Origin of the sequence: Paenibacillus sp. CF095 (assembly GCF_900101225.1) — a bacterium.
GTDB lineage: Bacteria > Bacillota > Bacilli > Paenibacillales > Paenibacillaceae > Paenibacillus.
Map to the genome: position 1 here is coordinate 48,088 of NZ_FMZN01000002.1, position 13,919 is coordinate 62,006.

10 protein-coding genes are annotated in these 13,919 nt (G+C 48.5%); all 10 read left to right on the plus strand.

Annotated elements, in window-relative coordinates:
- The first annotated feature begins 8 nt into the window (after positions 1-8).
- On the plus strand, positions 9-2,000 hold the full coding sequence (locus BLS69_RS19605; protein ID WP_076252179.1) for a DHH family phosphoesterase: 1,992 nt from the start codon (positions 9-11) through the stop codon (positions 1,998-2,000).
- On the plus strand, positions 1,997-2,440 hold the full coding sequence (rplI, locus tag BLS69_RS19610) for a 50S ribosomal protein L9 (RefSeq protein ID WP_036611925.1): 444 nt from the start codon (positions 1,997-1,999) through the stop codon (positions 2,438-2,440). The genes BLS69_RS19605 and rplI overlap by 4 nt, the downstream gene beginning before the upstream one ends.
- A gap of 1 nt (position 2,441) precedes the next feature.
- Entirely contained in the window at positions 2,442-3,803 is a 1,362-nt protein-coding gene (gene dnaB, locus BLS69_RS19615; protein ID WP_036611922.1) for a replicative DNA helicase, read from the plus strand.
- 444 nt (positions 3,804-4,247) lie between these two features.
- On the plus strand, positions 4,248-5,534 hold the full coding sequence (locus BLS69_RS19620; protein ID WP_036671866.1) for an adenylosuccinate synthase: 1,287 nt from the start codon (positions 4,248-4,250) through the stop codon (positions 5,532-5,534).
- A 222-nt stretch (positions 5,535-5,756) separates the two neighbouring features.
- Positions 5,757-6,524, plus strand: coding sequence for a hypothetical protein (locus BLS69_RS19625; protein ID WP_091035264.1), 768 nt, complete (start codon positions 5,757-5,759; stop codon positions 6,522-6,524).
- Between the two features lie 284 nt (positions 6,525-6,808).
- Entirely contained in the window at positions 6,809-7,618 is an 810-nt protein-coding gene (locus BLS69_RS19630) for a class I SAM-dependent methyltransferase (RefSeq protein WP_256332360.1), read from the plus strand.
- A gap of 487 nt (positions 7,619-8,105) precedes the next feature.
- Entirely contained in the window at positions 8,106-9,638 is a 1,533-nt protein-coding gene (locus BLS69_RS19635) for a peptidoglycan DD-metalloendopeptidase family protein (RefSeq protein WP_091035266.1), read from the plus strand.
- Positions 9,639-9,885: 247 nt separating this feature from the next.
- On the plus strand, positions 9,886-10,608 hold the full coding sequence (gene yycF, locus BLS69_RS19640) for a response regulator YycF (protein WP_074092884.1): 723 nt from the start codon (positions 9,886-9,888) through the stop codon (positions 10,606-10,608).
- Positions 10,608-12,458 carry a cell wall metabolism sensor histidine kinase WalK gene (walK, locus tag BLS69_RS19645; protein WP_036671863.1) on the plus strand — a complete coding sequence of 617 codons (1,851 nt, stop codon included), beginning with the start codon at positions 10,608-10,610 and terminating at the stop codon, positions 12,456-12,458. Before yycF ends, walK begins: the two co-directional genes overlap by 1 nt.
- On the plus strand, positions 12,442-13,722 hold the full coding sequence (locus BLS69_RS19650; RefSeq protein ID WP_091035267.1) for a YycH family regulatory protein: 1,281 nt from the start codon (positions 12,442-12,444) through the stop codon (positions 13,720-13,722). Before walK ends, BLS69_RS19650 begins: the two co-directional genes overlap by 17 nt.
- Positions 13,723-13,919: the final 197 nt, after the last annotated feature.

Sequence of the window (13,919 nt, forward strand, 5' to 3'; positions counted from 1 at the left end):
GATGAGTCATGCCTAAATTTCTGAAGAAACGCTGGCACGGCTACTATACCGTATGGGCGTTCATACTGCTGCTGTTGCTCGTTATGTTCGTTACCATTTATAACTGGACGCTTGGTTTGATTAGTCTGATACTGGCTTCGGCGCTGGGAATCGTCATGATTAAGGCGGAGCTCGCGTTCCGCCGTGAGCTTAACGACTACATTAATGGCCTATCTATTCGGATCAAACGGATGGAGGGGGAAGCGGTCAGCATGCTTCCATTCGGAATTGTGCTGTACAGCGAAGATCGTACGGTAGAGTGGCATAACCGCTTTGTCGCGGAGATGTTCCAGGAGAAGACAATGGTGGGTAATCCGCTACTTAATTTGTTTCCCAAACTTCCTCAGCCTAAAGAGAAGAAGGATGGGACGAAGGAACATTCATCCAAGGAGTTGCATGACGAATTCCAGTTGGATGATCGGCATTATGGAGTTATTCATAACCCGCAGGAGCGGTATGTATATGTATACGAGATTACAGAGCTAGCCATTCTTCGTGATAAATATGAAAATGAACGCCTTGCATTGGGAATTCTCGTTCTTGATAATCTGGACGAGGCTGCCCAAGGCATGGACGATCAACAGCGTACAGCGCTGATTGCCCGTGTGACTAGCGAGATTACGTCATGGGCCAAGCGGTACGAAGTGTACCTGCGCCGTCTGTCTTCTGATCGTTATCTGTTGATGCTGAATCATAAGTCTTTGCAGGAACTGGAGCAGAGCCGATTTGTCATTTTGGATGAAGTTCGGGAGATGACTGCTGACCTCAAAGTGCCAATGACACTCAGTGTCGGACTGGCGTTTGGATCGGATAGCATCAGCGAGATGGGAGAACTGGCACAGTCCAGTCTGGACATGGCGCTTGGACGTGGTGGTGATCAGGCTGCCGTGAAGTCCGGACAACGCCTGTCTTTCTATGGCGGTAAGTCTAACGCAGTGGAGAAACGGACACGGGTAAGAGCCCGCGTTATTGCGCACGCGCTGCGTGATCTCATGCAGGAGAGCGATCGGGTGCTCATCATGGGGCACAAAATTCCGGATATGGACGCGATCGGCGCATCCATCGGAGTGTGGAAAGCGGCCAGTCTGTACAATGTGGAAGCACGGATTGTTTTGGATGGAATTAATCCATCGATTGAACGCATGATGGAGCAAGTGAACAAGGATGAGAAGTTGTCCAAAGCATTTGTATCACCGGAACAGGCAACCCAGATGATGACCGAGCACACGTTGCTGGTGGTAGTGGATACCCATAAGGCCTCCATGACCATGGAACCGAAACTGGTACAGTCTGCTACCCGTGTCGTAGTTGTGGATCACCATCGCCGGGGCGAAGAGTTCATCAATGACGCAGTGTTGATCTATCTGGAACCTTATGCGTCTTCTGCTGCCGAATTGGTAACCGAACTCTTGCAATACATTCATGACAAGGTACAATTCACTCCGCTAGAAGCTACGGCTCTACTTGCCGGGATTACGGTGGATACGAAGCATTTTGCACTGCACACGGGGTCCAGAACGTTCGAAGCGGCAGGCTTCTTGCGCCGTAGCGGTGCGGACACCATTATGATCCAGCGGTTGATGAAAGAGGATCTGTCAGAATATATTGCTAAGGCAGAAATCATAAAGCATGCTAAAATGGTATATGGAAACATTGCGCTGGCGGTCACAGACCCTGGCAGCAAGATTTCACAGATGATGATCGCCCAGGTGGCGGACACATTGCTGAACATGACTGACGTGGTCGCTTCATTTGTGATTAGTGAGCGTCCGGATGGACTGATTGGCATCAGCGCGAGATCGCTGGGGCGCATGAATGTTCAGGTTGTCATGGAACGACTGGGCGGTGGCGGACATTTGACGAATGCTGCCGTGCAGCTTGAAGGAACGCTTGGAGAGGCAGAAAAACGGCTGACGAACGTACTGGCTGAAATCGAAAAGGAAGAGGGGCTGTTCGAATGAAAGTCATTTTTATAAAAGATATGAAGGGTCAAGGCAAGAAAGGGCAAGTGAAAGAAGTATCTGAGGGTTACGCACAGAACTTCCTATTGCCACGGGGAATCGCACGTCTGGCAACGGACGGCAACATGAAGACACTGGACAACCAGAAGGCGGCTGAGGAAAGACTCAAACAGGAAGAGAAAGCGGAAGCGGAAGCACTTGCGAAAAAGCTGGAAGCAGAAGTGACTGAACTGAAAGCGAAGTCCGGCGAAGGCGGTCGTCTGTTTGGCGCCATTACCAGCAAACAGATCGCAGAAGCTTTGTCTAAAAAGGGTCTGAAAGTAGACAAACGTAAAATTGAGCTGGACGAGCCTATTCGTACACTCGGCGTAACACAAGTAACTGTCAAGGTTCACCCTGAAGTGAAGGCAACCTTGAAGGTACAGGTAACGGAAGAGTAAGATGGGCGGAGAAATGTTATTCGACCGGATTCCCCCGCAGAACCTGGAAGCCGAACAGGCCGTGCTGGGTGCAATCCTGTTGCAGGGCGAGGCCCTGATTACAGCGATGGAACGGGTGCAAACCGAGGATTTCTATGATAAGCCTCATCAATTAATCTTTGAAGCGATGATCCAGCTTGGTGAGGGAAATCAACCGATTGACCTCGTGACACTGACTTCGCTTCTGAAGGATAAAGGTGAGCTGGAGGACATCGGGGGCGTTAGTTATCTGGCTAAGCTAGCCCATGGTGTACCTACAGCCGCGAACGTAGACTATTACGCTCAGATTATCGAAGAGAAATCGATGCTGCGTCGCCTGATTCGTACGGCAACACAGATCGTGAGTGAAGGATATACAGGCGGCGAAGATGTTGCAGCGATGCTCGGAGAAGCTGAACGTCGCATTCTGGAGATCTCCAACCGTCGCTCCAGTAGTGGTTTTATAGCCATTCAGGACGTACTGATGGAAGTATTCGATCGTGTGGAAACACTTCATCAGAATAAGGGTACAACGACAGGTATTCCGTCCGGATTTATTGATCTGGACAAGATGACTGCCGGATTCCAGCGCAGTGACTTGATCATTGTAGCGGCCCGTCCTTCCGTAGGTAAGACGGCCTTTGCCCTGAATATCGCTCAGAACGTTGCCATTCGAGCACAGGAGACGGTAGCCATCTTCAGTCTGGAGATGTCAGCTGCCCAGCTGGTACAACGTATGATCTGTGCGGAAGCCAACCTGGATGCCAGCGTGATGCGTATGGGTGATTTCAAGGGTGATGAAGACTGGCAGAAGCTGACGATGGGTATTGCAGCTTTGTCAGAAGCCAACATCTTCATAGATGATACGCCAGGGATTACCGTAGCGGATATTCGTGCCAAATGCCGTCGCCTGAAGAAAGAGAAAGGCCTTGGCATGATCCTGATCGACTATCTTCAACTGATTAGTGGACGTGGTAAAGCAGGGGAGAACCGTCAACAAGAGGTATCCGAGATTTCACGTACACTGAAACAGATTGGCCGGGAACTGGAAGTTCCGGTTATTGCCTTGTCCCAGCTGAGCCGGGGTGTAGAGCAACGTCAGGACAAACGTCCGATGATGAGTGACTTGCGGGAATCGGGTTCGATCGAGCAAGATGCCGACATCGTAGCGTTCCTGTACCGGGATGACTACTATAACCAGGAGACCGAGAAGAAAAATATTATCGAGATCATTATCGCTAAACAGCGTAACGGTCCGGTAGGTACGGTGGAACTGGTCTTCCTGAAAAACTTTAATAAATTCGTCAATTACGAGAGGGCGCACAATGACGCCTTCGCGATGTAACGGGCAGGTGCTGACGGCTTTGGTCATGAAGCAAAATCGTCTGTCCCGAAGATCAACCATTAGAGCCACTAAACTCAAACATGTCTTATAAATACCAGATATAGATTCACATTGAAATGGGTATCCTTGAACCGGTGATAGCAGTCAAGCAAGCTTGGACTGTAGTCTCCGGTTTTTTATGTTGAAATAGTGGGTAAATCCCGAACATTACAGTTGTACTATATCTAATTGTTCGCCATTTGATTTGACTTTGAAAAAGGGTACTGGTACACTAATACTGCTGCGTTAAAGCAGCGCAAACCTTCCCTTGAATGTAACGGAAGGACATTTTTACTGTCCGTTAGCACGCTTCTCAGTCGGTTTATTGCGTAACATGCCTGCCGGGATAGAGGACGGACAGACCAATACAAAGGTGCGCAAGGCACCCACGGAGGAATGTTAACTATGTCAACGGTAGTTGTAGTGGGAACGCAATGGGGAGACGAAGGAAAAGGTAAAATCACGGATTATTTGGCGGAGAGCGCTGATGTGGTGGCTCGTTATCAAGGTGGTAACAATGCGGGTCATACAATTCTGATTGATAACAAAAAATATAAACTGACGATGATTCCATCAGGGATTTTCTACACGGATAAAGCGTGTGTTATTGGTAACGGAATGGTTATCAACCCGAAGGCACTCATCGAAGAAATTAACTATATTCATGACAATGATTTCACAACCAAGAACCTGTCCATTAGTGAGCGCGCACATATCATCCTGCCATATCACATGGTATTGGATGCACTGGAAGAAGAGAGCAAAGGTCCGAACAAAATCGGTACGACTGGCAAAGGAATTGGCCCATGTTACATGGACAAATCAGCTCGTATTGGTATTCGGATGGTTGACCTGCTGGATGCTGAAGATTTCGAACTGAAACTGCGTCATTTGGTCAAAGAAAAGAACCGTGTCATCGAGCAAGTCTACGGCGGTCAGCCTGTTGATGTTGAAGAGATTCTGCAAGATTACCTCGGATATGCTGAAATTCTGCGTCCTTACGTACGTGATACATCGGTTGTTCTGAACGAATATATTGATGAGGACAAAAAAGTATTGTTTGAAGGCGCACAAGGCGTTATGTTGGACCTTGATCAAGGAACTTATCCATTTGTTACATCATCCAATCCGTCCGCAGGTGGCGTATGTATCGGTTCTGGCGTAGGCCCGGCTCGTATTCAGCAAGTCATTGGGGTAGCGAAAGCTTACACAACCCGTGTAGGAGATGGCCCATTCCCTACGGAATTGCATGATGCAATCGGTGACCAAATCCGTGAGACTGGACATGAGTACGGTACGGTAACTGGACGTCCACGTCGTGTAGGTTGGTTCGATAGTGTTGTTGTTCGCCACGCGCGCCGTGTCAGTGGAATCACAGGTCTATCCTTGAACTCTTTGGACGTAATGACAGGTCTGGAAACCGTAAAAATCTGCACAGGATACAAATTCCGCGGCGAGGTCATCACACACTATCCGGCAAGCCTCAAAATGCTGGCAGAATGTGAAGCGGTATACGAAGAGATGCCAGGCTGGAGCGAAGATATCACTGGAGCGAAGAAACTCGAAGACCTGCCAGTGAACACACAGAATTATGTAAAACGTGTTTCTGAACTGACAGGCATTCCAATTGCCATCTTCTCCGTTGGTCGTAACCGTGAGCAAACGAATCAAGTTCTTCCAATCTACGAGTAATCGAAGAAATAGAGAGATTGTTTCTTGAATTATAAAATAGAATTGTCTGCAGACTTAGGCTTGTTAAGCCTCCAGTTGTTGCTTTTATAGCGATGACTGGAGGTTTTTTGTATGTTTATCGGATATAATCCCGAGATTTCCGTCAATACTGGTTAACAGTAGAGTCACAGACCCCGACATGCGCATGTCAGACGGGTGGGATAATCGGAGGGAGAGAACGGAATGAAGTTGCTTGTGTGGTTTGTCAAAATCGTGCTAACCGTGTTGCTGGTCAGTTCACTGACACTGCTCACGACCGGATTAATTGTACAGTCATATGCGAAGTCGCTACTCGCGAGTTTCAATATTCAGTGGGAAGGTCAACCCATGGGGTTAACTGCCATGTTCCAAGGTGCCTTGGGCGGTAAAACCAGCGAGGGGAACAAATCGGGAAATGAGACGACAGATCAGCCGACAGGAGCGGACGAAGAGCAGGTTCCGGAAGATGCTGTTTCAGTTATGGGGAATGGAACGGAGGGCGGTCAATCTGGCGTAGATGCAGGCAAGAATGCGTCTCAAGGGAGCGGCTCAAACGAGGGCACAGAGGAAGGTTCAGGTACAGATACAACCGTAGGATCAAACTCAGGCACAAGTGCAGGCAATGGGGTGGATACGGGCACGGGTAATGACTCAGGAACAGATCAGGGTAGTGGTTCAGCTTCAGGTAATGGAACCGGAGCGGCCAGCGGCGGTGCTTCTTCAGGCAATGATGCCATTGTTGTATCACCGGATGACATTACAGGAGCGAAGGACAAGCTGCCAGCAGAGGAGAAAGAAAAAATCTTCAGCCTGCTCATGAACAAGCTGCCGCAGAAAGAAATGCAGCAGATCTCAGGCGCCATGGAAGGTGGCCTAACGGAACAGGAACTGCGTGAGATTGAACAGGTGATCTCGAAGTACCTGACCAGTGAAGAGTACGACAACCTGATGGAAGTACTGCAAACAGAATAAGATTGGAAGGTAAAGCAGGCGTACTCATAGACGGGTATCGCCTGATTCATAATGTAATGGACTTGTCGATGGTGATTGAATATAATTTATTTAAATAAATACTGGAAATGCCTGTAGGAGGGTACAGTGTATGAAATATAAAGGTAAAGAGCACAACATATAAAAACGTTCAGGTAATATTGCGGAAACCTCCAGTCCAATTCGTGGACCTCCGTTCATGTGTGCATTCAAGAGATCCGATGGACTTGTGTTTATGAATACACTAATTGGAGGTTTTATTGAACATGAACTTATATCATTCTAATTCAGAACCATCAGTAAAAAAGTTTACCGAGGCGACGAATGAGCGATACGAGCAAGGCCTGCAAGAGGCGGAGCAGCCGTTTAGTGGCTGGGATTTTAGCTATGTAACAGGGAGTGAACGACTTCAGAGCGGAATGTTGCCTTGGTCCTATGGAACGATGGCGCGCCGATTGTTGAATCAAACAGAACGATTGCTCGACATGGGGACTGGTGGAGGAGAAATGCTGTCCAGACTCCTTCCACTTCCTCCATACACATGTGCGACCGAAGGTTATCTTCCGAATATACCGATTGCAGAGGAACGATTACAGCCGTTAGGTGTGAAGGTGCTTCCGGTGACTGATGATTCGCAACTTCCTTTTGTAGACGGGGAATTCGATCTGATTCTTAATCGGCATGAGTCGTATGATGAGCAGGAAGTTAGGCGGATTCTATCGGTAGGTGGACTGTTTCTGACTCAACAGGTAGGTTGGTCAGATTGCAGGGAGATCAATGATCTGCTCGGCATTCCTATGCCCGTGGATTACGCTGGATGGGAGCTGGATCGTGCTGTTCTTCAGCTGGAACAGTGTGGATTCCGTATTCTGGAGCAACGGGAAGCAACTCCCGCGCAGCGTTTCTATGATATAGGGGCACTGGTATATTATCTAAAGACCATCCCGTGGCAAGTACCTGATTTCAAGGTAGAACAGTTCCGTGAGCCATTAATGTATATTCATACGGAGATGGAGCAAAATGGATTCTGGGAAGTACAGCAGAAGCGATTTGTAATTCTTGCAGTCAAAGAATAGAGACATAAAAGTTAATTTCTATTATGGCATGGGATGAAATCCAGTTTAAGATAAACCACAATCAGGTTGTTTACGTAATCCCTTATCAGAGTTGATCTGGTGAGGGGTTTTTATTTGTATTTTTATGAAAAATAAAGCATATTTCACTGGGTCTTAGAACCTAGTCTTAAATTGCAAGTAAAAGTACATAGTACAGCGGATGTTGAGGCATAATGGGTGATGGATCAGCCATACTATCTTATGGATAATTCAGGGAAACCAAGCGGGGCGTGGCTTTGCGGTGTGACGTATAGAGTTGAAATGAGTGTAAAACCTGTGTTAAAGTATACGGGTGTGATAAAAGGTTAAAATTTTGACACTTTTACGAGCGCAGCTAAAGTCCTGATTTTGCGGACACCCAATACAAGTATCAACGAGCATGGGACAGACACGATGGGTGATGTCTTGACAGAAATGCGAACTGAGAAGTGCTGAAAAGGAGAGAATCATGAAAGGTTTCAGAGGCATACGCCAACCGGGCAAAGACCGGGTACACGAACAATCCGGGGAACACCGGACGGCCGAAGACAAAAACAACATGAGCATGTCCACCTTCAGTGTGAATAAGAAGCGCGTTCTGGCCTCGCGCAAATGGATCATTACAGCAGCATGTGGTGTATTCATCGCAGCATCGCTCGGGTTCGCAGGCAAACAGTATGTTACTGCAAACACCGTACCGTACTATAAAGTAATGGTTAAAGGTAGCGAGATTGGTACCATTGCAGATGAGGCACAATTACAACAACTATTTACAGACAAAACTGAGGAATATCAACATAAATATCCGGATGCAGAGATGGTGCTGAACACGGATGGCATCACAACCGAAACGGTAAGAGCGTACAAACCTGAAGTAAACAGTGACGAGACGCTGGACAAACTGGGTGACATGCTGACAGCCTACGCCAAAGGTGTGGAGCTCAAGGTAGACGGTGAAGTCATTGGTATTGTGAAGGATCAGGCAACAGCTGATGCAATCCTGGAACAAGTGCAAAGCAAATACATATCGGCATCGGCTGTGCGAAGTTCGCTTAAGACGAAGTCGGTATCGGCTAACTCCTCGAAGAAAGACGAGGGACCAAGCACAACCCTGAAGTCGGTAGGTATCAAGGAAGATGTTGCGACGGATGTGGTGAAGGCTGATCCAAACAAAATATGGGATGTGTCCGAGGCGGTTAAAGCTTTAACCGTTGGTAAAGACGCGCCTGTAACTTATGTGGTTCGTGAAGGAGATACGATCTCTTCAATCGCCGCCAAGTATGAAATTACACAAAGCGAGATTCGCCAGCATAATCCGGGCATCAAGGAAACGTCGCTTCAAATCGGAGACGAACTGACCCTGACCGTTCCGAAACCGGCGGTAACTGTTAAATCTGTTGAGCAGGTTGTAGAGCAGATTGAGATCAAACCACAAGTGGAAGTGCGCAAAAGTGCCGAGTTGAAAGCTGGTACAACTAAAGTCGTGCGCCCAGGACAAAGTGGCTTAAAAAGCATGCAGTACCGTATAACGAAAGAAAATGGTGAAGTGGTTCAGGAAGAGTGGCTTGGTCAGGAAGTGATTAAAGCAGCTGTAACTGAAGTGGTCCTTAGCGGAACAAAAGTTGTTGGTGAGGGCACAGGTGAATTTGCTTGGCCGGTATCAAATGCAACGATGAGCAGCAGCTTTGGACAACGTTGGGGTCGCCAGCACAAAGGTGTCGATCTGGTAGGTAACCGCGATGTGAAAGCGTCTGATGAGGGTGTAATTACGTTTGCAGGACAGAAAAGCGGTTATGGTAATGTCATCATTATTAACCACCGTAACGGATACGAAACACTGTATGGGCATTTGAACAGCATTGGCGTTAAGGTTGGACAAGTGGTTGAAAAAGGCGAGAGTATCGGCGTTATGGGCAACACGGGTCGTTCGACTGGAACACATCTGCATTTTGAGATTATTAAGAATGGAACGGTAGAAAATCCGTTAACGTATCTGAACTAATATAGAGCTTAAGTAGAGCAAGGTTGGCTATAATGCTGGCCTTGTTTTTTGCTGCTGTAAAAAATTTTCAGATGAAAGACCTTCCAAGCCCCTGATCGGGATGTGACGGTGCTTCAGGTATGTTAAACTATAGAGTATAAACAACAAACTAGAGAAACAAATCAAGCAGGCTTGGTACAAGCTAAACATAGAAGAGAGATATAAACGCTAACGCGGATTAAGCAGGATATAGGGGTGAACTTAGCCGATGCAGGGGAAGATTTTGGTGGTGGACGATGAACAGCCCATCGCGGACATTCTGAAGTTTAATTTGGAAAAAGAGGGGTACGAGGTCATCTGCGCATTTGATGGCATTCGTGCGGTTGAACTGGCGTTATCCGAGAAACCGGATCTGATGCTGCTGGATCTGATGCTCCCGGGCAAGGACGGTATGGATGTCTGTCGTGAGGTGCGCGCTCATCTGGAGATGCCGATCATCATGCTTACCGCCAAAGATGGCGAGATCGACAAGGTGCTTGGACTGGAATTGGGTGCGGATGATTACGTGACAAAGCCGTTCAGTACGCGTGAGTTGCTTGCACGGGTGAAGGCACAGATGCGCAGACGGCAAAAGCTTGCGATAACGGCCGAAGCGCCGGAAGATGAGGAAAAGCAGGTCATGCGGCTGTTTGATCTGGCTTTTGATATGGACATGTATACGGCTTACAAAGGCGGGGAACCGCTCGATCTGACCCACCGTGAGTACGAACTTCTCTATTATATGGCGAAGCATTCCGGCAAGGTTATGACACGGGAACATCTGCTGCAAGCGGTGTGGGGATATGAATATTTCGGCGATGTACGTACCGTGGATGTTACGATTCGTCGTCTGCGTGAGAAGATTGAGGAGAATCCAAGCAAACCGGAAACGATTCTGACACGCCGCGGGCTCGGTTATCTCGTGCGCAGTGCCAAAAGCGTGGGGATATAATGGGCCGATTCGCGCGATTCTCGTTCTTCCGAACGATTCAGGCGAAATTGATTATTATCTATGTACTGCTGATTCTGATTGCGATGCAATTGATCGGGGTTTATTTTGTGAGCGCGATGAAGAACTCGCTGACGAGCAACTTTACGGAAGACTTGCAGGCGCGTGCTGAGATGTTATCGGTTCTCGTGGGGGAGACGATGGCAGGTGGAGAAGCAGAGGCAGGCGAGGACAAGACGGAAAATCTGCGTGTGCTTGTGAACAACCTGTTCAACATTAACGGTGCCGAGATTCAGGTGCTGGATGCCAGCGGCAAAGTACTGACGACCTCGCTAAGTTCACATTCCGACTATGTCGGGCGCAAAAATACCCAGACCGTTGTCAGCCGTGCGCTTCAAGGCATTCGGGACAATGAGGAATATATCGTGGACGAGGATAATGTTCGCAAAAAGGTCGTCGCCAAGCCGGTGCTGTCTGGCGGCAAGATCATTGGCGCGGTCTACATCGCGGCGTCCATGAACGAGCTGTATTCCACGATGGAGGGAATCAACAAAATCTTTATTTCCGGCATTCTGATTGCCTTGGTGTTAACGGCGGTGCTTGGCGTGATCCTGTCCCATACGATTACGCAGCCGATTAAGGAAGTGACTCGGAGAGCGACAGCGGTCGCAGAAGGTAACTTTGATCAGCAGACACCTGTATTTGGCACGGATGAGATTGGTCAGCTCAGTCGGGCTTTTAACTATATGACCAGCCGGCTTCGGGATGCACTTTCACTGAATGAAGAGGAGAAGGAGAAGTTGACCTCCATTCTGACGAATATGAGTGATGGTGTGGTGGCTACGGATGAGTACGGTAAAGTTATTCTCGTAAACCGTCGTGCCAGCAGCATTCTGGGTATGCATCCTGCGGATATTGAAGGAAGACACTTTGCCATATTACTCGGCATTGATCCGGAGGATGCGGAAGCTCTCGCGAGTGGTTTCACAGGTTCAACGCTGCTGCAGATTGCACCGGCAGGACAAGAAGAACCTGTGGTCATTCGAATGACATTTACACCGGTTCATCGGCGTGAACGGGGGATCACGGGAACGATTGCCGTACTTCAGGATGTTACCGAGCAGGAAGAACTTGAGGCATCCCGGCGTGAATTCGTAGCCAATGTATCCCATGAACTGCGCACACCACTGACCACGATCAAGAGTTACGCGGAAGCACTGGATGACGGTGCACTGGAAGATCCGCAGCTTGCCGGTCGTTTCGTGGGTGTTATTCAGAACGAGACGGAGCGAATGATACGACTGGTTACGGATCTGCTGCATTTATCGCGGCTTGATTCCAAAGAGGCTTTGCTACGGAAACAGCCAACAGACATCCTGGAAATGCTGGAGGAAGTGACGGATCGATTCTCGTTCCAGATGCATCAGAAGGATATTCAGCCTGTATTATCTGTGGAGAATGATATTCCGGCTGTCCCGCTGGATCGCGATCAGATTGATCAGGTGCTGGATAATGTCGTGTCCAATGCGCTGAAATATACATTGGAAGGTGGAACCATTACGATTGCTGCTAGACGCAGTGATGAACATGCACTTGCCATCTCGGTATCGGATACCGGAATGGGTATCCCACAGCGTGATCTGGATCGCATTTTTGAGCGGTTTTATCGGGTGGACAAAGCTCGTTCCCGCAGTATGGGAGGCACAGGGCTAGGACTGTCCATTGCCCGGGAAATTGTGAAGGCACATGATGGCAGCATCTCTCTGGAGTCTGAGGTAGACGTGGGCACGACAGTAACGTTCACGTTGCCGATGCGTGAGAAAGGGGGTGAGCACCGTGAAGGAACGGATTAAATCCTTGGTGCTTGCTGCCCTTGTTGTAGCCAGTCTCGTTCAGAGTTATTTTCTGATCTACCGTTTGCCCGGAGGCGGGGATTCTATTGTGACGTCAGAGACGAACTATGTGAAGACGGAGAATATGGGTCAGGAACGCAATATTGAAGAATTGATCTTCCCCGATCAGATGATTATTCATCTGGGTGAGGATAAACATACGGTGTTTTACCCTGGTAATACGTTCTATCAGTTGATCTATTCAAGGTTACAGGGGCGGGCTTTCGATGATTTTCAGCGCCGTAGTGTGCAATCAGTGAACTGGGATCAGATCCGCAAGGAGAACCCTGGGTTTGAGCTATCGTTCAAAGAAGGTATTCCCGTAGCATTGTTACAGCGGGTGATGAGGCTCGGGACGGATTCCTTATTCCAAGGCGAGACCATTAACCGAATCTCGATCTATACGTCCAAAAATGAAACGAAGGCCCACGCGCTGTTCTTCAGCGCCAAGGGAGACGTGGTATACGAAGCAACGCAGGCAGACCTTACAGTACAAGACGTGCAGCAGCATGTTGACTTTGGTACGAACTGGACGCCATATACCTTGATGGATGGCGGGTATTATATCCCGGCGGAAGCTCTGGAGACGATTGAGGCGGATGTGCCAACAGGTCAGTTCACGGTTGAGCAGATGCAGCGTAGTCTGTTCTTCGATCCAAGTATGACCCGGAATATCCGGGAAAAAGATGGATCGGAGATCTACACGGATAGTAAACGTAGCCTGCAGGTAAAACAGGAACAACGCTGGATCAGTTACACCGACCCAGCCGCACCGCCTGCGGGACAGATTGACCCCGCGAAGGATGCGCTGTCTGCGGTTGATTTTGTGAATCAGCATGGTGGCTGGAAAGGCCGGTCGCGCATGATGCTGGAGACCGCCGACAGTAAGACGCGGCTTGAATTCCAACAGTATTATGGCAGCTATCCGATTATGGATTCCATGCAGTTCCGCTTTGGCACGATCACCATGGAGATGCAGCAGGAGACGGTATCCAGCTATGAACGATCGCTGGAATACCTGAACGAAGGCGCAGAGACGAAGAAATCGGTCAAACTACCTGGTGGAGACAAGCTGAAGGCTCTTATTAAAAAGGTGGCAGGTGAGAATCGCCAGGTCGTGGACGTGTACCCGGCTTATCGTCCTTCTTCGATTGAGGACGGACTAAAGCTGATTCCGGTATGGGTGATCCGCTTTGGAAATGGTGAGGAGACTACCGTATCTTGATAACGGCTAACGAATCTGACACGCCTTAAATGCCGAATTAGCCTAAAACGCAAAATCTAACGAACCTCAGCGACGTTATCCCGGCAGAAGACGAGTGAAAACCGATGGAATGCCTACAAATAATAGAAATAACTTCTCTCAGATTCGTTAGATTACAAACTTGCGGAAAATGGAGCAAATAAGGCGTGTGGAGTTCG